Source organism: Enterobacter cloacae complex sp. HYC080_NIDB (assembly GCF_056673325.1).
In genome coordinates, this window is record NZ_CP114212.1 from 3,007,029 (window position 1) to 3,025,996 (window position 18,968).

Here is an 18,968-nt window from a genome sequence, read left to right on the forward strand (position 1 = left end):
TGCTTTACTTTCTCGTCCTGTTGCTATTCCCAATCAGAGACGGTAAGTCGTTATGTATCAGAAGCACTTTAATTTTAAAAATCCGCCCTTTCGGAAGATCGTCCGCTCAAACGGCGATTTTCTGGTGCCTTATCATCAGGATGTTTTCACCTGCTGAAGGAGAAAACCCAACAGGCGGGAATTATCGGGCTCTTTTCCGACGATGCCCCTCTGCTGGGGCAGTTCAGTGACGCCCTCAAATCTGCCCACCCCGACGTGCTTGCTATTAATGCGTTTCCAAAACTGAGTGCCAGTAGCCTGCTGTACAAGCTCAGCCCGGGAACCAAAGAGAACAAGAACCGGATTCAGGCGGTGGATGCCGTACTGCACCAGTGGCAGGCGGATAAAAACCGGGCGAAGGTACTGATCGTTAGCCATTGCGAGGCGATGAAAGAGAGCTGTCACGAGGTGCTGGCGATGCTACTCACCCGTGCCCAGGAGCTGGCGTTTCGCCTGTCGGTGGTGCTGACGGGCGCGGCGGATCGGGACGTTGTTCTGATGCAGCAATCTGAACTGCGTGAATATGTGCATACCCGCCACACTTTGCGTCCCCTTACCTGCCGGGAATATCTCAGCTATGTACAGGCGCAGTGTGAAGAACACGGGTGCGAGAGCGCACCGTTATCCCCGGCACGCGTGCGTAAAATGCATGCGCTGACCAAAGGGAATATCAGCAAACTGAATGAACTGTCGCATCTGTCGATGCTGGCTGCCTGGACCGAACGTGCAGCCCAGGTCAGCCCGCGTCATTTACGGCTGGCGGCAGGTGAGATCCTCCCGGCGAAAAAACACGGTAAGCGCCTGGCAACCGTGGGGCTTTTTGCCTCAGTGCTGTTCGCCGCCTGCGGCTGGTATTTAACGTCGTCGATCGCCGGAAAACTTCCGGTTCAACTCCCGGTACCCGTCAGCTGGAAACAGCAGGCGCCAAAAGTTGAGGCACCGGTGGTGCCGGTCATCGACAACGAAATGGTTAATCAGCCGGATGCCATGCACCAGCTCTACCTGATGTGGGGGTATGACGCCTCGGCGGATGATGCCCTGTGCCAGAACGCCGCGAAGGTGAACCTGATGTGTAAACAGGGGAATGCCTCACCCGATGCGCTGGCCCAGGAGGGGTATCCGTGGGTGAGCGAGCTGAAAACCGGCGATCATCTTAACTATGCCGTGGTCGCCCGCGTCGGAGATACGTCACTCGACCTGCTGATGAATAACCGTACCTGGCAGGTAAGTCGCCGCTGGTTTAACCAGCATGCGACCGGCAACTTTACCCAGTTGCATCGCCTGACGCCGGAAGGTAAAGACGCTATCAGTGCCGCCAGCGACACGAAAGACATGGGCTGGCTTGACCAGCAGTTGAGCCTGGCGCTTGGCCAGCCAGAAACCCATTCGCAGACCTGGACGGCGGAGATGATGAAACGCACCCGCGAATTCCAGCAAAAAATGCATCTGCATGTGGATGGCATTCCTGGCGAAGATACGTTGATGCAGTTGATGCGTGAAACCCATACCGCGCCGAGCGTACTGCTCCAGACCACGCATGCCACCCCCGACGCCAACACGCAGGAGAAGCATTCCTAATGTCTACCATCTGTCTTGCGGCTCAGCGCAGTTACACCACCGGCGAGGCGGTCTGGTTTTCATACCGCCTCCCCCGTCTGAGAAACATCGTTAGCCATGCCTTTTTAGGAATGGTGGCTCTGTGCGCCATGATCATGGCAGGGCTGTACGCGCATGTTTACTGGAACCTGCGCCATCCGGCGCCGGAACCGGTCAAAGCAAGCGCCGCGAAACCGGAAACGCAGCTTTCAGATATGCACTATGTGTATGTGAGCAAGCCGTTCCCGCATCCCCATCCGCATCCGCAGCCAAAACCGGCTCCGGTGCAGGCGGATGTTCCTGCCATGCAGGATCTGCCCATCAACAGCGGTGATGCCGACTGGCAGCAGGCACCTGATGGTGACGTGCCCCATGATACTTCCCGGGATACGTTACCCGGAACCGAAGCACACGAAGCCGCCTCCGCCAGCACAGGCAGTGATGACGCTTCTATAAGCGAGTTACTTAAGCAGGCGTTAAAAGAACAAGAGCAAGATTATTCGCAAGGCAAAATTCCCGCGCCGCCGGTTGACGAAACGCAGGATAATTCGCAGAGGGATGTGAATCATAAAGTGGATGCCCGGTCCCCTTTGAGTGAGAAAGGAGACCGGCTGGAGTAGTTAATATTTTTCAGGCAAGGCTGTCAGGTTAAGGAGTCTTCCCTTTTCCACAACAATATATTGACCTTTTTTCAGATCGGAAAGAATTTTAATGATGGTGCTACGAGCCAGGTTGGTGTACTCCTGAATATAATCATAAACGTTAATATCGCGTTGCTGATGAACAATCAGGTCATTGATCTCGTATAAAAACTCACGTACGACTGAATACGCACTGCGGGCAACCAGAACATCGTCACGTTTGCTCAACATACAAATATACCAGGAGAGAACTTTGGTCAGTTGAGGCCACAAATTGTTATCCGTCATAAGCTGTGCGAAGGTCTCTTTTTTAATTGAGCGCACCACGGTATTGGCCCGAACGAGGCCGTACATATGGGTCGCGTCGTAGTACATCGAAGAGAGACCGAAAATGCACTGGCCGGTAACCGTGAACATACACAGTTCGTCGGATTCACGTCGGAATTCAACTTCGCCGCTGACGATAATATGAATATATTGTGAATCAGAGGTGGATATTTTCTGCCATTTCTTTAAGGTTTTCTCTTCAAAACCTGAGGTTGCAGAAATAATACTATTCATTTCGTCCTGTGGACGTAACTTTTTACCGTAAATACTTAACATTGTTATACCCGATTTAAGATGTTAATTTTTAGAATGCAGACCAAAGCATAAAAACCTTAGCCTTAGAATATTTTTCCTGATGATGCGCTCAAGGAGAAAAATAAAAAAATGGATGCGATATATTTATCTGCTGCATTAATTAGCAAGCTATGTGTCTATCTTAAATGCGGATAATTTTAAGTCAATTAACTAAAAATGAATTGAGTTTGTACCTAAGATTAATCTCAAGTAAATCAGGAGTAATTGGCGCTTTCGGGGGTATCCGAAGGATTACCCCTGCCCGTATTTCTCTAAAAGCGCTTCAGCAATGGCCATCGTTTCGACATCTGCGACGCCGTTCCACAGGTCAGGCCTGAAGTGCATCTGGAATACCATGATGATACGTTTTTGCTGCGCTGGGGTGCTGTTGGCCGGTACGTCATAGCCGTAGCGCGCAAGCAAATCGAGTAACGCTGCGGTATCCACCGCCTGAAAGCGTGGTCGTCCGTTGATATAAAATGCGACGCGCGCGGGATCGGGCCATGCGCCTATCCCCTGCTGAGCCAGCTGTCGCCACGGGAACAACGGACCGGGATCGTCTTTGCGCTGCGGCGCAATGTCCGAATGGGCCACCACGTTCTCAGGTCTGATGTTGTAGCGGGCAATGATGTCTTTGGCGAGTGGCACCAGCGCCGCAATCTGCGCGGGTTCGAAAGGTGTAAAATGCTTTACGCCAGCAGACTTTTGCCAGCCACGATTTTCAAGTTCAATGCCCACAGACGTATCATTAATTCGGTTGGTACCGCGCCAGAAGCTGATACCTGCATGCCAGGCCAGTTCGCTCTCGGGTACCAGTTGCCAGATACGCGGCTTGCCGTCCGGTGCTGGCGGCTTTGCGGGGATCAAATAATGAGAGCTGACGTTTTTATCGGTTAGGGTCGCCAGCGACGTGTCAAAATCATCGGCGGTGTAGTGGATCACCAGCACCTTTATTCGCGGGTAGGCCGCCTGCGCCTGATGGCGGGTATCCAGCGCGTACGCGCCTTTATCAACAATGCCCTTTTCCGATGTACATCCTGCCAGCAACAGCGCCAGCAGGAGAGTGGAGAGCGAACGCTTCATTGACGGGTTTTCACCGCCGTTCCACTGACGCTCACCATCAGCATGCTGGCATCTTTCCCGACCGTTTCGTAGTCGATATCAATGCCGACTACCGCATCCGCACCCAGCACCTTGGCCTGCTCGCCCAGCTCCTTAAAGGCAATTTCTCGCGCTTTACGCAGCTCTTTTTCGTAGGCACCGGATCGTCCACCCACGATGTCACGGATGCCAGCAAAAAAGTCGCGGAAGATATTGGCACCGAGAATTGCTTCCCCGGTCACCACGCCGCAATACTCGGTTATTGTTTGCCCTTCCAGGGTTGGCGTTGTTGAAAACTGCATAGTTTCTCTCCTTCTTTAGCGTTCAATGCCTTAGGCACAGCATTATCGGTTCGTTACGCTATGATTGAAAGGATAGTTAATAAATAAGGAAATCAACATGCGCTACTCTGCTTTAACACTTTTGGTGCCCTGCGCGCTGGTGCTCAGCGCCTGTACCACCACGGTCACGCCAGCCTTTAAGGATATTGGTACCCGCAGCGGCCCCTGCATCGACGGCGGCCCGGACACCGTGGCGCAGCAGTTCTATGATTACCGCATTCAGCACCGCAGCAACGATCTCACCGGCCTGCGCCCTTACCTGAGCGACGGTCTGGCAAAACTGCTCAACGACGCCACCCGCGATCCGCAGCATAATACCCTGCTTAAATCCGATCCGTTCTCCAGCCGTACCACGCTGCCGGACAGTGCGGAAGTGGCCAGCGCTTCTACCATTCCCAACACCGATGCGCGAAACATTCCGCTGCGCGTCAAGCTGACCCAGGGGACCCAGTCCTGGCAGGATGAGGTACTGATGATCCGTGAAGGTCAGTGCTGGGCTGTCGACGACGTACGCTACATTGGCGGCAGCGTTCATGCCCCGGCAGGCACGCTGCGCCAGTCGATTGAGAACCGCTAAATCATCAGTTATAAAAATGTTACCCCCGTAAAATGTCCGGCATTTCTCGCGGAATGCCGACATTTATACTCGCCGCCTTTGCCCTTCGCTATTTTGTGCTATGTTTAAGAGGAAATACGGGTTATATTTAACTTTTAACGCAGAAATATTGCATAACTATTCTGTCAACGGTACTATCTGCGGCCTCAATTGCTATAGATTGCCTGGATGAGTAAAGACTGCCCCGATGAGTATTAAACTAAACGGCATTAACTGCTTCTACGGCGCACACCAGGCGCTGTTTGACATCACGCTGAACTGCCCGGAAGGCGAAACGCTGGTTTTACTTGGCCCAAGCGGTGCAGGTAAAAGCTCCCTTTTGCGTGTCCTTAATCTGCTTGAAATGCCCCGTTCAGGTACGCTGGCGATTGCCGGTAACCATTTTGATTTCGCGAAAACGCCATCTGATAAAGCGATTCGCGAGCTGCGTCAAAACGTCGGCATGGTCTTCCAGCAATACAATCTCTGGCCGCATCTGACGGTGCTGCAAAACCTGATTGAAGCCCCGTGCCGCGTGCTGGGGTTAAGTAAGGATCAGGCCATCGGCCGTGCCGAAAAGCTGCTGGAGCGTCTGCGCCTTAAGCCTTACAGTGACCGTTATCCGCTGCATCTTTCGGGTGGTCAGCAGCAGCGTGTGGCGATTGCCCGTGCGTTGATGATGGAACCGGCGGTTCTGCTGTTTGATGAACCGACCGCGGCGCTGGACCCGGAAATCACCGCTCAGATCGTCAGCATTATTCGTGAGCTGGCGGAAACCAATATCACGCAAGTCATCGTCACCCACGAAGTGGAAGTGGCGCGTAAAACCGCCAGCCGTGTGGTCTACATGGAAAATGGGTATATCGTTGAGCAAGGTGACGCGAGCTGCTTCGCTAACCCGCAAACCGATGCCTTCAAAAACTATTTATCTCATTGATTGTGTCAGGGGAAATATAATGAAAAAAGTATTACTTGCCGTGCTGCTTGCTGGCGTTACCCTTTCCGCTACCGCAGCCCAGACCATTCGTTTTGCCACGGAAGCGTCTTACCCTCCGTTTGAGTCCATTGATGCAAACAACAAAATTGTTGGCTTCGACGTAGACCTGGCAAACGCCCTGTGTAAAGAGATCGATGCGACCTGCACTTTCAGCAACCAGGCGTTTGACAGCCTGATCCCAAGCCTGAAGTTCCGCCGTATCGACGCCGTCATGGCCGGTATGGACATCACCCCTGAGCGTGAAAAGCAGGTGCTGTTTACGACCCCTTACTACGACAACTCGGCGCTGTTCATTGGTCAGAAAGGGAAATTCACCTCTGTTGATCAGCTGAAAGGCAAAAAAGTGGGCGTGCAGAACGGCACCACGCACCAGAAATTCATCATGGATAAGCATCCGGAAATCACCACCGTTCCGTATGACAGCTACCAGAATGCGAAGCTGGATCTGCAAAATGGTCGTATTGACGGCGTCTTTGGCGACACCGCGGTCGTGACCGAGTGGCTGAAAGCGAACGATAAACTGGCGCCAGTAGGCGACAAAGTGACCGATAAGGACTACTTCGGTACCGGTCTGGGGATTGCCGTTCGTCAGGGCAACACTGAGCTGCAGCAGAAGTTCAACGCTGCGCTGGAAAAAGTGAAGAAAGACGGCACCTACGAAACCATCTACAAAAAATGGTTCCAGAAGTAATTCCTGATGAATGAAATTTTTCCTTTAGCAAGCGCCGCCGGGATGACCGTCGGCCTTGCCGTTTGCGCACTGATTATCGGCCTGGTGCTGGCGATGTTCTTTGCGGTGTGGGAGTCCGCGAAATGGTTCCCCGTCGCCTGGACAGGCTCCGCGCTGGTCACTGTGCTGCGTGGACTACCGGAAATTCTGGTGGTCCTGTTTATCTATTTCGGCTCCTCGCAGCTGCTGCTTACGCTGTCGGATGGCTTCACTGTCAATCTTGGCTTTGCGCAGATCCCGGTGCAGATGCAGATTGAAAACTTCGACGTCAGCCCGTTCCTGTGCGGCGTGATTGCCCTCTCCCTGCTCTACTCGGCGTACGCGTCGCAAACCCTGCGCGGTGCGCTGAAAGCCGTGCCGCAGGGGCAGTGGGAGTCGGGTCAGGCGTTGGGTATGTCGAAATCAGCGATCTTCTTCCGTCTGGTCATGCCGCAGATGTGGCGCCATGCCCTGCCGGGCCTTGGTAACCAGTGGCTGGTGCTGCTGAAAGATACCGCGCTGGTGAGCCTGATCAGCGTTAACGATTTGATGCTGCAAACCAAAAGCATCGCCACCCGTACCCAGGAGCCTTTTACCTGGTACATTGTGGCGGCGGCGATCTACCTGGTGATCACGTTGCTCAGTCAGTACATCCTCAAGCGTATTGACCTGCGGGCGACGCGCTTTGAACGGAGACCAGGCTGATGCTTGAATATTTCCCGGAGCTCATGAAAGGGCTGCACACCAGCCTGACGCTGACCGTGGCGTCCATTATCGTGGCGCTGATCCTGGCGCTCATCTTCACCATCGTCCTGACGTTGAAAACGCCGGTACTGGTATGGATTGTGCGCGGCTACATCACCCTGTTTACCGGTACGCCGCTGCTGGTGCAGATCTTCCTGATTTACTACGGCCCGGGACAGTTCCCGTCGCTGCAGGAATATCCGGTTATCTGGCATCTGCTCTCTGAGCCGTGGCTGTGCGCCTTAATCGCCCTTTCCCTGAACAGTGCGGCCTATACCACCCAGCTGTTCTACGGCGCGATTCGTGCCATCCCGGAAGGGCAATGGCAGTCCTGTGGGGCGCTCGGCATGAGCAAGAAAGACACGCTGGCGATCCTGCTGCCGTACGCCTTTAAGCGTGCGCTCTCCTCTTACTCCAACGAAGTGGTGCTGGTGTTCAAGAGTACCTCTCTGGCCTATACCATCACCCTGATGGAAGTGATGGGCCACGGACAGCTGCTGTATGGACGCACCTATGACGTGATGGTCTTCGGCGCGGCGGGCGTGGTGTATCTGGTCGTGAACGGCCTGTTGACGCTGATGATGCGCCTGATTGAGCGTAAAGCTTTAGCGTTTGAGCGCAGATCGTAGGCCAGGTAAGCGCAGCGCCACCCGGCAAGAAGTGCATAAATGTGATTAATCAATGCGGGTAACTTTCTGGTTATCCGCTTTTTTTTGCCATAAAAATAATATTTAATCATTTTTATTGCATATAAATTCATTAACTGGCATTGTACATCCAGGCCGCAGACACGGCGCATCAATAAGACAGACGGGAGCATTACCATGAAAAAGTTAGTTCTGGCCGCATTACTGGCAACGTTCGCCGCAGGCGCATCCGCAGCGGATAAAATCAATTTTGGCGTGTCCGCCACCTATCCGCCGTTTGAATCGCTGGATGCCAGCAACCAGATCGTCGGTTTCGATATCGACCTGGCGAAAGCGCTGTGCAAACAGATGCAGGCCGACTGCACCTTTACCAACCACGCCTTTGACAGCCTGATCCCGTCGCTGAAGTTCAAAAAATACGATGCGGTAATCTCCGGAATGGACATCACCCCAGAGCGCAGCAAGCAGGTAGCGTTCACCGACCCGTACTACGCCAACTCGGCGGTAGTGATTGCGAAGAAAGGGGCGTATAAGTCCTTCGACGAGCTGAAAGGCAAACGCATCGGGATGGAAAACGGCACCACGCACCAGAAATACCTGCAGGACAAACATCCTGAAGTGAAAACCGTGGCCTATGACAGCTATCAGAATGCGATTATCGACCTGAAAAATGGCCGTATTGATGGCGTCTTCGGCGATACCGCCGTGGTCAACGAGTGGCTGAAAACCAACCCGCAGCTGGGCACGGCGACCGAGAAAGTGACCGATCCACAGTACTTCGGTACCGGCCTCGGCATCGCGGTACGTCCGGATAACAAAGCCTTGCTTGCAAAACTGAACGGCGCGCTGAAAGCGATTAAAGCTGACGGTACGTACCAGAAAATCAGCGAGCAGTGGTTCCCGCAGTAAGGTGTTTTGCCGGGTGACGGCTTCGCTTTACCCGGCCTACGAGGGGGGTTTTGTAGGCCGGATAAGCGCAGCGCCACCCGGCCATTCTCACAACGGCACAAAGAACCTGAACCGCGCCCCACTCACCGACTCCATCAGCCGTATTCCACCGCCGTGCAGCTCCAGCATCCGTTTGACGATTAACAGCCCTAACCCGCCGCGGTTCTCCCGCGAGGCCTGAGTGTTCAACGCCGAAGGCCGCTGGAACAGATCGTCGCGCAGCGACGCATCCACGCCCGTACCGCTGTCAGCCACTTCGACCTGAAGCTGTTCATTCTCCTGCCAGACCGCCAGACGAATGTCCCCGCCGGTCGGCGTATGACGCATTGCGTTATCCAGCAAATTGGTCACCACGCGCTCGATCATTGATACATCGGCATTGACCAGCGGCAACGGCCCCGGCACGTCAATATGCAGATTGACCTCTCGCGTGCGGGCAGTGAGCTCAAACTTCTGCGCCACGTCGGAAATCAGCTCCCCCATCGCGAAACGCTCGCGCTGCGGTTTAATGCCGCCGTGCTCAAGACGCGCCAGCTCAAACAACTGCTGGGAAAGATGGCGTACCTTTTGCCCCTGACGCAGGGCGGTGGCGAGATATTGCTGATGCTCCTGAGGCGTCAGCGTGGTGGATTTCAGCGACAGCGTTTCCAGATAACCCAGCAGAGAGGTCAGCGGCGTGCGGAGATCGTGCGAAATATTGGCGATAAACTCCCGGCGCTGGCGATCGCTGTCGGCCAGCTGATCCCACTGGCGGGTGATTTTGCGCGCCAGCTCGATAAAACTGTTGCGCAGGCGTGCCACTTCGTCATTGGCCGCGACGTCCGGCGGCTCTGCTGCCAGCAGCCTGATTGCGCTAATGCTGTCCTGCTCAAGCCCGGTGACCTCTTCCGTCAGGCGTTTAACCGGACGCGTCACCCAGTACCAGACCAGTAATCCCGCCAGCAGGCCGAACAGTGCAACCCACAGCAATGACCAGAGCACCGTGCTCCACAGCGCCTTATGCCAGGCCATGTCCGCCAGCGCATTCGACTCCTCGCCCTGCAAAATAATGTACAGGTAGCCCTTAAGCTCGCCGTCCTGACGCAGCGGCGTGGCGCTGAAGACTTTTTTGTTCTGGCTGCGCGGATCGTCGCCCAGTACCGGGATGGCGGTGCCGCTCAGGAAGGTCTGAACCGGTGCCAGATCGATTTTTTGCCGCTGAATATGGCCCGGCGGGGCGGCATCGGCCAGGATATCGCCGTCGGGTGAGACAACATAGAGCTCCACGCTCGGATTAAAGGTCATCAGACGGTCAAAGAGCGGTTTCAGCGAACTGCGGTCAACCCTGCCCTGCGCGTCGAGAATCGGTTCCCGCTGGACGATCTGCTGCGCCAGTCCGCCCGACAACCGCTGCACCATCGCGTTGCCGTATTGCGTACTGGTGTAGAGCTGTACCGCGCAGGCGACGGTGGCGCAGAGCATCATCAGCAGAATGAACAGCAGCGTCAGGCGCTGGCTGAGGCTAAAGCGACGCATCAGGCGTTGGCTCCGCAAATTTGTATCCCTTACCCCAGACGGTGCGAACGATTTCCGGCTCGGCAGCGTCCTTCTCAATCTTGATGCGCAGGCGGTTGATATGGGTGTTGACGGTATGCTCATAGCCTTCGTGCTGATAACCCCAGACCTGCTCCAGCAGCGCCAGACGGGAAAACACCTCGCCAGGATGGCGGGCAAAGAAGTAAAGCAGTTCGAATTCGCGCGGGGTGAGATCCACCACCTGTCCGTGGAGCAGGACGCTGCGCGCCAGCGGGTCGATCGTCAAACCGTGCGCCTGAATTTGCCCGTCCGTTTGTGCCTGCCCCATCGCCTGCTGACGGCGGAACAGCGCTTTGATGCGGGCAATCAGCTCCTGCACCGAAAACGGCTTAGCCAGATAGTCATCGGCACCGGTTTCCAGCCCGGTAATACGGTCGGTTTCGCTGCTGCGGGCGCTGATGATGATGACCGGCAGGTAGCGCGTCATCTGACGGATGCGTCGGCAAATCTCCAGCCCGTCAACGTTCGGGAGCATCAGGTCGAGGATCACCGCATCCCACGGCTGTTTTTCCAGGCGCTGCAGGGCGTTGCCCCCGTCGGGCTCGTGGGTGATGGCGTAGCCTTCGTCTTCTAAATTGAGTCGCAGAAGCGCCGCGATATCGTGGTCGTCTTCCACCAGCAGGATGTGCTTCATGGGTCAGCCTTCAATCATTTCTTATGACGTAAGCTTACCTGATTTCGAGCGGGGGAAGAGTTCACATTTTGTTGAACATTGTGCGGGGTTCATGCCGGGTGGCGGCTACGCCTTACCCGGCCTACGGGTTAACAACGTCAGCACTTCGTAATGCGCGGTATGCGGGAACATATCGAAAAGCTGAACGCGTTCAATGCGGTAGCCCGGCAGGCTGGCGATATCTTTTGCCATGGTCTGCGCATTGCAGCTGGAGTAGACGATGTAATCCGGTGCCATCTGGCTCAGGTAATCGCAGAGTGCGTTTCCGATGCCCCGTCGCGGCGGGTTGACCAGCACCAGTTCCGGCACATTGCCCTGGCCGGTGGCGAACTGGGTAGAGTCAAGCGCCTGGAAGTGGAGATTCGTTAACCCCAGCCCGGCGGCGGACTGTTTCGCGCAGGCAATCGCTTCGGCCGAGATCTCAATCCCGGTCAGCTGCATTTCAGGCGTGGCGCAGTGCAGGCCGAAACCGCCCACGCCGCAGAACAGATCCCACATATGATGAATGTTTAACGCCCGAACCCAGTCACGGGCGGTGGCATACAACGCACTCGCCACGGTCGGGTTGGTCTGGAAGAAGCTTTGCGGGCGGATCCACAGCGGTACGCCGTTGAAATTTTCGGCCAGCGCAGGCTGTTCAGTGAAGAAGATCTCTTTCTCCCCTTCCATAATCGCCATGTGCACCGGCTGTATGTTTGCCGTAATGACCTTAAGCTGCGGCAGTTGCGCCTGCAGCCACGGCAGCGCCGCACGAAGCTGCGCCAGCTTCGCTTCCGAGCGCAGCACAAAACGCAACATCATGCCGCCGTCTAGCTGGCTTTCCGTCAGCAGGAGATATTTCAGCTCGCCGCGCTTTCGGGCGACGTGGTAGGGCGTTAACCCTGCCCGCGCAATAAACGGTTTGAGTGCGGCAAAGACGGGTTCAAACGACGCGGGATACAGCGGGCAGTCGGTTAAATCTTCCGGCGTGCCGTCGCGGTGCAGCATCCCCAGCAGCGGTTTTTCGACGCTGCCGCTGACCACCATTTTGGCTTTGTTGCGAAAGCCCTGCTCCGGTCCGCTGATGGGTGCGCACCACTCCCCCACCGCGTGTTCAGCCAGCAGCTGTTGCAGGTCGGCCATTTTGGCGGTGAGTTGTTGAGAGACCGGCTGTTCTATCCACTGACAGGAGCGGCAGCGTCCGGCGTCATAGAGTGCGCACTGCATATGAAAACCTTAAGAATAACGGGGGCTGCGATTATACACATTATTGCAACTGGAAGAACCGTCGACTGGACGCAGGCACGAACAGGAAGAACAGCACCAGCATATCCGGCAGTTTTTGCAAAAACAGCGCGTGCAAAATCTCGCGTTTTGATCCGCCCGCAATGCTGAACAGTTCGGGATAGCCATACCCCAGCGAGGCGGCCCACAGGTAGCTGGAGGCGGTCACCTGCGTCAGCAGATAGACCCAGCGCGCCCAGTTGCGACCTTTGACCAGCGAAAACGCACAGTAGATCTCAATGAACACCAGCACCAGGCTGCTCAGAAAAACCAGCGTCAGATTCCACGTCTGCACGCTGCGGTGAATGAATTCACCGATACCGCGCACGCCCAGGGTATTCAGAATCATCAGTACGTCCAGGCAGCGGATCATAATAATGGCGAGCGCCGCCACCTGTACCAGCGCAGGAACGTTAGGACGAGCGTGCGTAAGCCTTGATTTTTTTAATAATCCCAATGTTTTACTTCCCTGAAAAACAGTGCCGCGTGATACGCGGCACATCACTGGAAATTTTAAATGCTTCAGCCGCGTCTTGCACGCTGGATATCACGCACGCGCTGTTTTTCCGCGCGCGCCATCAAATACCAGGCGATAAATCCGACAATTCCGACCACGCCGAGGATGATAGAGGCCAGGGCGTTGATCTCCGGGTTAACCCCCATGCGCACGCTGGAGAAGACCAGCATCGGTAGCGTTGTCGCCCCCGGGCCGGAGACAAAGCTGGCGATCACCAGATCGTCGAGCGAGAGGGTAAATGCCAGCAGCCAGCCGGAGATCACCGCCGGCATGATCATCGGCAGGGTAATGATGAAAAAGACCTTCAGCGGGGTCGCGCCGAGATCCATCGCCGCCTCTTCTATCGAGCGATCCAGCTCGCGCAGACGCGAGGAGATCACCACGGCGACATAGGCGGTACAGAACGTGACGTGCGCCAGCCAGATGGTGAGCATGCCGCGATCCGCCGGCCAGCCAATGGCATGCGCCAGCGCCACGAACAGCAGCAGCAGCGCAAGGCCGGTAATCACGTCCGGCATGACCAACGGCGCGGTGATCATAAAGGCGAAGCCGTTCGAACCGCGAAAACGGCCGAAACGCACCATCACCAGCGCGGCGATGGTGCCCAGAACAGAGGCCATCGTTGCCGCCAGTGCGGCGATGGTCAGGCTCAGCCCTACCGCGCTCATCATTGCATCGTCGTGGAACAGCTCACTGTACCAGCGCGTCGACCAGCCCGCCCAGACCGTCACCAGTTTGGAACTGTTGAACGAGTAGATCACCAGCATCAGCATTGGCGCATACAGGAAGGTAAAGCCGATCGCCAGGATCGCAATTCGCCACGGGGAGCGCACTACCGGTAAGTTATTCATCCGTGGTCTCCCATCTGTTTCTGCTGATGTTTGTGGAACCACATGATCGGCACGATCAACAGCAGCAACATGATAATCGCCACCGCAGACGCCACCGGCCAGTCGCGGTTATTGAAGAACTCCTGCCACAGCACGCGGCCAATCATGATGCTGTCCGGCCCGCCGAGCAGCTCCGGGATCACAAACTCCCCTACCGCCGGAATAAAGACCAGCATCGACCCGGCGATAATCCCGCCTTTGGTCAACGGGACAATGACGCTGAAGAAGGTTTTCAGCGGACGCGCACCGAGGTCAAGCGAGGCTTCCACCAGCGAGTAATCTATCCGCGTCAGCGCCGTATAGATCGGCAGAACCATAAACGGCAGATAGGCATACACAATGCCAATATAAACCGCGAGGTTGGTGTGCAGGATCGTCAGCGGCTGATCGATAACCCCAAGCCACATCAGGACGTTATTCAACACGCCGTTGTTTTTCAGGATCCCCATCCAGGCGTAAACGCGGATCAGGAATGAGGTCCACGACGGCAAAATCACCAGCAGCAGGAGGATATTACGCGTCGAGGGTTTACTGTGCGCCACGGCCCACGCCAGCGGGTAGCCCATCACCAGACAGCAGAGCGTCGAGATCGCCGCCACCTGCAGCGACTGCAGATAGGCTTCAATATAGAGCGGGTCCTCGGTGAGCTGCAGGTAGTTACCGAGGTTTAAGGTGAGCGTCAGCTGCCCGTCTGCCCACTCCCACAGGTCGGTATACGGCGGGATCGCCCGCGCCATCTCCGCCAGGCTGATCTTGAAAACGATCAGGAATGGCAGCAGGAACAGCAGGATCAGCCACACGTAAGGCATGGCAATCACCAGCTTGCGGCCGTGCTTCATCTTAAGGCGCGTCAGCCAGCTGGCTGCGCGGGCTGGAGGTTCAAGTGTACTCATTGGCCGCTCCTTATACCGTCAGCACGACACAACTGTCAGCATCCCAGCACAGGCGCACTTCGTCGCCCCAGGTCGGCTGACCTTTGCGGTAGCGATGTTCGTTTTGCAGCTGGGCGCTCAGCATCTGACCGCTTTTCAGACGCACGTGATAGATAGACAAATCGCCCAGGTAAGCAATGTGCACCACTTCACCCACGGCGAAGTTATAGCCATCGGCTGGCGGATCGTCACAGAGCATGATCTTCTCCGGACGCAGCGCGACGTAGACCGGCACGTTGTCCACCACGGCGCTGTCAGGATCGACCTTGAGCGGATGCTGCAGACCCGGCGATTCAATGACCAGGCCATCCTCCTGACGCTCTTTCAGTAGCCCTTCGAAGACGTTGACCGAGCCAATGAACTCGGCGCTGTAGCGGGTGGTCGGATGCTCATAAATCTCCTCCGGCTCGCCAATTTGCACAAACTTCCCGCGGTTCATGATCGCAATACGTCCGGCCATGGTCATGGCTTCTTCCTGGTCGTGGGTCACCATCACGCAGGTCACGCCGACGCGCTCAAGAATATCCACCACTTCCAGCTGCATACGATCACGCAGTTTTTTATCCAGGGCCCCCATCGGCTCGTCGAGCAGCAGCAGTTTCGGGCGTTTTGCCAGGCTTCTGGCGAGCGCCACGCGCTGGCGCTGGCCGCCTGAAAGCTGGTGCGGTTTACGCTTCGCGAACTCCTGCATGTGGACCAGACTCAGCATCTCGGCCACGCGCGCGGTGATTTCGGCTTTTGGCAATTTATCCTGCTTCAGGCCAAAGGCGATGTTCTGCTCCACCGTCATGTGCGGGAACAGTGCGTAGGACTGGAACATCATGTTAATCGGGCGCTGGTACGGCGGCACGCTGGAGAGATCCACGCCATCAAGCATGATTTGCCCGGCCGTGGGTTGTTCAAAACCGGCTAACATACGCAGCAGGGTTGATTTGCCACAGCCCGATGCGCCCAGTAGCGCGAATATTTCGCCTTTATAGATAGTCAGGCTGACGTCGTCCACGGCATGCTGGCCATCGAAAGATTTGGTGAGGTTACGAATTTCAAGAAGCGGGGTCAGCGCTTTACGGACTTTCGCCTGCGGGCGGGGGATCGCGTCATTCACGGGGTGCTCTCCGGCAGAAATCAAATCATGGTGCAGGCGCACCAGAACGGTGCGCCTGTTGCCGGGGGCGCTTCGCTTGCCCGGCCTGTGACAAAGGGTTACTTACCGCTTTTCACCTTGGTCCACGCACGGGTACGTACGCGATCAATTTTTGGATCCTGTACTTTCAGGGTGAAGAGCTTGGCGAACACGTCCGCTGGCGGATAAATTGCCGGATTACTGCGGATCGCTTCACTCACCAGCGGCACGGAAGCCTTGTTACCGTTGGCGTAATAAACGTGGTCGCTGATGTGGGCGATCACGTCCGGACGCATCAGGTAGTTAAGGAACTGATACGCTTCGTCTTTGTTTTTCGCATCAGCTGGCATCGCGAAGACGTCGAAGAAGGCCAGCGCCCCCTCTTTCGGGATGAAGTAGGACACATTCACGCCGTTTTTCGCCTCTTTCGCGCGGTTCGCCGCCTGCCACACGTCCCCGGCCCAGCCAATCGCAACGCAGATGTCACCGTTCGCCAGGTCGTTGATGTACTGGGAAGAGTGGAAATAGCGAATGTTTGGACGCAGCTTCAGCAGCAGATCGGTCGCCGGACCGGTGTAGTCATCCGCCTTGTTGCTGTTCGGATCTTTGCCCAGGTAGTTCAGCACGGTGGCAAAGATCTCTTCTGGCGCGTCCAGGAAAGAGACGCCACAGCTTTTCAGCTTCTCAAGGTTTTCCGGCTTCAGCACCACGTCCCAGCTGTCCAGCTTGACGTCCGGGCCCAGCGCCGCTTTGACTTTATCCACGTTGTAGCCGATACCGGTGGTCGCCCACAGGTAAGGCATGGCGTATTTGTTATCCGGGTCATGCTTAGCCACCAGCTTCAGGACTTCTGGATCGAGGTTTTTCCAGTTCGGTAATTTGCTTTTGTCCAGTGGCTGGAAGACACCCGCCGTCAGCTGACGCTCCAGGAAGCTCGCGGAAGGCACGACCAGGTCAAACCCGGTGCTGCCTGCCATCAGTTTTCCTTCCAGCACTTCGTTGGAATCGAAAACGTCGTAGACTACTTTAATGCCGGTCTCTTTCTCAAAATTGGCCACGGTGTCCGGCGCAATATAGTCAGACCAGTTATAAACGTGCAGCGTTTTTTGTTCCGCAGCGAGCGTGCCGGCAGAGACGGCCATCAGAGCACCCGCAACCAGACCCGATAACCATTTTTTATTCAAGGCGATCATAGTGTTATTCCTTCTGAAAGCTCGTTAACAAACGAACTAAAACTGTGCAATCTGGATATATGCAAAAATCATGCATAGTTTGTCGCTCTGCTCAAAATAAAAAGAAACCTCTTTACCCGGCAGGATCCGCTCGCTTTTTGAAGCATCGCAAGAATAACTGTAGCCCGTGTCTCCGGCTATAGCCCAGACGAAAAAACGCCTTTTATCAATTTTTTATGCAGGTTTAGTCTACGTGATAAGCCGAAACGGCCTTTGGGAAGGTGAAAAATTCTTTAAAGAAAGGTTAAAAGCAGCAGAAAAAATGGCCTTATGCAGCCGCCATGGCAGCGACTGCGCAAAAGTCAGGCAGCCTTAGTGAAGAAAATTGGGAGATGCATCATTATTCTCTGCATCATCTTCCGCGCTATACAGCAGATGGTGTGCATTGGCTTCCATCATGACCATGGAAATTTGCTCTTCACTCAAGCGCATAAACCAGGCGAACTGCTTAAAGGAGAGCCCTGCCCCGGAGAATAAAGACTGGCAAACGACCAGTTTTGGCAGATTATCATCCTGTATATCGAGAAATGCTTTCACCGTCAAAGAACTGGCATTGATGGCCGACAGGTCGGAGGCCAGCGCCAGTAGCGCAGACGGCTTCACTTCGGCCAGCGCGGAGAAAAGGATCACGTCGTTAATCAGATCGATTTTGGCATCAAAAATACCGTCGAAATTTTGCATATGAGGCAGATGCAGCGCCTGGCAGGAATCACATTCAAAGAACGTAATACCGGCATCATCGAGCCATTGACGTAACGTATCCAGTGTTGGTACGACCTGTAAATCCATCGCGGTGCAGCCTCTCTAATAAAAACTTCGCATAGATTACGCAAAAAGTGCGTTCAATGCCATTTAACCGCCCGTTTTCAGACAGTAGCCCGGCGTGGCATGACGCTCGATCCATGTGATCATTTTATCTGCAATATCGACCCCCGTGGTTTTTTCCACGCCTTCCAGCCCCGGTGAGGCATTCACCTCCATGACCAGCGGCCCGCGCGTCGCCCGCAGGAGATCAACGCCCGCCACGTCCAGCCCCAACGTTTGCGCGGCTTTTACGGCAATGTCCCGCTCGCGATCGCTAATATCAGCGACTCTCGCTATGCCGCCGCGGTGAAGGTTAGAGCGGAAATCGCCCTCTTTGGCCTGACGCTCAATGGCCGCCACCACTTCATTTCCGACCACGAAACAGCGAATATCACGCCCTTTCGCCTCTTCGATATACTCCTGCACCAGAATGTGCGCATTCAGTCCCCGAAAGGCGTCGACCACACTTTCTGCAGCCTGCCGCGTCTCCGCCAGCACCACGCCGATACCCTGCGTGCCTTCTACCAGCTTGATCACTAAAGGCGCGCCGCCCACCATGTCGATCAGATCGCTGGTGTCGTCCGGCGAATGGGCTATTCCGGTAACGGGGAGATCGATCCCCTGACGGGCGAGCAGCTGCAGCGAGCGCAACTTGTCGCGGGCGCGGGAAATGGCCACGGATTCATTGAGCGGATAGCTGCCCAGCATCTCAAACTGGCGCAGCGCGGCGGTGCCGTAATAGGTGATCTGGGAGCCGATACGCGGGATCACCGCATCAAAATGCGGCAGCTTGCGGCCTTTGTAGTGTATAGATGAAGCGGCGGGGTCGATGTTCATATAGCAGGACATCGGGTCAAGGATCTCAACCTGATGTCCGCGTTTTGCCGCCGCTTCTCGCAGGCGTTTACATGAATAGAGCGTTCCATCCCGGGACAATATGGCAATTTTCACCCTGCACCTCTCTGAAGACATGGAAAAAG

20 protein-coding genes and 1 pseudogene are annotated in these 18,968 nt (G+C 55.6%); 8 read left to right on the forward strand and 13 right to left on the reverse strand.

All coding sequences use genetic code 11. The annotated features are described in order from the left end of the window. The first annotated feature begins 52 nt into the window (after window positions 1-52). Together O1723_RS14290 and O1723_RS14295 are read left to right on the forward strand one after the other, a co-directional pair. Window positions 53-1,617 (forward strand): annotated as a pseudogene (locus O1723_RS14290) (ExeA family protein). After that, window positions 1,617-2,255 carry a hypothetical protein gene (locus tag O1723_RS14295; RefSeq protein ID WP_014883168.1) on the forward strand — a complete coding sequence of 213 codons (639 nt, stop codon included), beginning with the start codon at window positions 1,617-1,619 and terminating at the stop codon, window positions 2,253-2,255. Before O1723_RS14290 ends, O1723_RS14295 begins: the two are co-directional and overlap by 1 nt. On the opposite strand, the gene O1723_RS14300 is transcribed toward O1723_RS14295, so the two are convergent. The 3 genes from O1723_RS14300 to O1723_RS14310 form a co-directional block, all read right to left on the reverse strand. Next, window positions 2,256-2,879 carry a helix-turn-helix domain-containing protein gene (locus tag O1723_RS14300; protein WP_014883167.1) on the reverse strand — a complete coding sequence of 208 codons (624 nt, stop codon included), beginning with the start codon at window positions 2,877-2,879 and terminating at the stop codon, window positions 2,256-2,258. It abuts the gene before it with no gap. Window positions 2,880-3,149: 270 nt separating this feature from the next. Then, a complete protein-coding gene (locus tag O1723_RS14305) occupies window positions 3,150-3,980 on the reverse strand; it encodes an N-acetylmuramoyl-L-alanine amidase (protein WP_014883166.1) in 831 nt (276 codons plus the stop codon). Continuing rightward, window positions 3,977-4,300, reverse strand: a complete 324-nt coding sequence (locus tag O1723_RS14310; RefSeq protein ID WP_014883165.1) for a heavy metal-binding domain-containing protein — start codon at window positions 4,298-4,300, stop codon at window positions 3,977-3,979. Before O1723_RS14310 ends, O1723_RS14305 begins: the two co-directional genes overlap by 4 nt. A 97-nt stretch (window positions 4,301-4,397) precedes the next feature. Here O1723_RS14310 and O1723_RS14315 point away from each other — a divergent pair, with 97 nt between their 5' ends. The 6 genes from O1723_RS14315 (at window position 4,398) to artJ (ending at window position 8,940) form a co-directional block, all read left to right on the forward strand. Beyond that, window positions 4,398-4,916, forward strand: a complete 519-nt coding sequence (locus tag O1723_RS14315; protein ID WP_014883164.1) for a lipoprotein — start codon at window positions 4,398-4,400, stop codon at window positions 4,914-4,916. 226 nt (window positions 4,917-5,142) lie between these two features. After that, window positions 5,143-5,871 (forward strand): arginine ABC transporter ATP-binding protein ArtP, encoded by a 729-nt coding sequence (gene artP / locus O1723_RS14320; protein ID WP_014883163.1) that lies wholly within the window; start codon window positions 5,143-5,145, stop codon window positions 5,869-5,871. A 19-nt stretch (window positions 5,872-5,890) separates the two neighbouring features. Then, window positions 5,891-6,622 carry an arginine ABC transporter substrate-binding protein ArtI gene (artI, locus tag O1723_RS14325; RefSeq protein WP_008500032.1) on the forward strand — a complete coding sequence of 244 codons (732 nt, stop codon included), beginning with the start codon at window positions 5,891-5,893 and terminating at the stop codon, window positions 6,620-6,622. A gap of 6 nt (window positions 6,623-6,628) precedes the next feature. After that, the gene (gene artQ, locus O1723_RS14330) at window positions 6,629-7,345 is read left to right on the forward strand and encodes an arginine ABC transporter permease ArtQ (RefSeq protein WP_014883162.1); all 717 of its coding nucleotides are present in this window, start codon (window positions 6,629-6,631) and stop codon (window positions 7,343-7,345) included. After that, entirely contained in the window at window positions 7,345-8,013 is a 669-nt protein-coding gene (gene artM, locus O1723_RS14335; RefSeq protein WP_014883161.1) for an arginine ABC transporter permease ArtM, read from the forward strand. Before artQ ends, artM begins: the two co-directional genes overlap by 1 nt. Before the next feature lie 195 nt (window positions 8,014-8,208). Further along, window positions 8,209-8,940 (forward strand): arginine ABC transporter substrate-binding protein ArtJ, encoded by a 732-nt coding sequence (artJ, locus tag O1723_RS14340; protein ID WP_014883160.1) that lies wholly within the window; start codon window positions 8,209-8,211, stop codon window positions 8,938-8,940. Window positions 8,941-9,027: 87 nt separating this feature from the next. On the opposite strand, the gene O1723_RS14345 is transcribed toward artJ, so the two are convergent. The 10 genes from O1723_RS14345 to rimK form a co-directional block, all read right to left on the reverse strand. Next, the gene (locus O1723_RS14345; protein ID WP_032645341.1) at window positions 9,028-10,497 is read right to left on the reverse strand and encodes a sensor histidine kinase; all 1,470 of its coding nucleotides are present in this window, start codon (window positions 10,495-10,497) and stop codon (window positions 9,028-9,030) included. Then, entirely contained in the window at window positions 10,481-11,188 is a 708-nt protein-coding gene (locus O1723_RS14350; RefSeq protein ID WP_023332505.1) for a response regulator transcription factor, read from the reverse strand. Before O1723_RS14350 ends, O1723_RS14345 begins: the two co-directional genes overlap by 17 nt. 105 nt (window positions 11,189-11,293) lie before the next feature. Continuing rightward, window positions 11,294-12,433, reverse strand: coding sequence for a 23S rRNA (uracil(747)-C(5))-methyltransferase RlmC (gene rlmC, locus O1723_RS14355; RefSeq protein WP_023336984.1), 1,140 nt, complete (start codon window positions 12,431-12,433; stop codon window positions 11,294-11,296). A 40-nt stretch (window positions 12,434-12,473) separates the two neighbouring features. After that, entirely contained in the window at window positions 12,474-12,992 is a 519-nt protein-coding gene (locus O1723_RS14360; RefSeq protein ID WP_045307505.1) for a YbjO family protein, read from the reverse strand. Window positions 12,993-13,012: 20 nt separating this feature from the next. After that, window positions 13,013-13,858 (reverse strand): putrescine ABC transporter permease PotI, encoded by an 846-nt coding sequence (potI, locus tag O1723_RS14365; RefSeq protein WP_014883155.1) that lies wholly within the window; start codon window positions 13,856-13,858, stop codon window positions 13,013-13,015. Further along, window positions 13,855-14,790 (reverse strand): putrescine ABC transporter permease PotH, encoded by a 936-nt coding sequence (gene potH, locus O1723_RS14370; protein WP_014883154.1) that lies wholly within the window; start codon window positions 14,788-14,790, stop codon window positions 13,855-13,857. Before potH ends, potI begins: the two co-directional genes overlap by 4 nt. 10 nt (window positions 14,791-14,800) lie before the next feature. Next, on the reverse strand, window positions 14,801-15,934 hold the full coding sequence (gene potG, locus O1723_RS14375) for a putrescine ABC transporter ATP-binding subunit PotG (RefSeq protein WP_023336982.1): 1,134 nt from the start codon (window positions 15,932-15,934) through the stop codon (window positions 14,801-14,803). A gap of 98 nt (window positions 15,935-16,032) precedes the next feature. After that, window positions 16,033-17,145: a spermidine/putrescine ABC transporter substrate-binding protein PotF gene (potF, locus tag O1723_RS14380; protein ID WP_014883152.1), complete on the reverse strand. Its 1,113-nt coding sequence runs from the start codon at window positions 17,143-17,145 to the stop codon at window positions 16,033-16,035. 351 nt (window positions 17,146-17,496) lie between these two features. Beyond that, on the reverse strand, window positions 17,497-17,973 hold the full coding sequence (locus tag O1723_RS14385; RefSeq protein ID WP_003858385.1) for a YbjN domain-containing protein: 477 nt from the start codon (window positions 17,971-17,973) through the stop codon (window positions 17,497-17,499). 63 nt (window positions 17,974-18,036) lie between these two features. After that, window positions 18,037-18,939, reverse strand: a complete 903-nt coding sequence (gene rimK / locus O1723_RS14390; protein WP_014883151.1) for a 30S ribosomal protein S6--L-glutamate ligase — start codon at window positions 18,937-18,939, stop codon at window positions 18,037-18,039. Window positions 18,940-18,968: the final 29 nt, after the last annotated feature.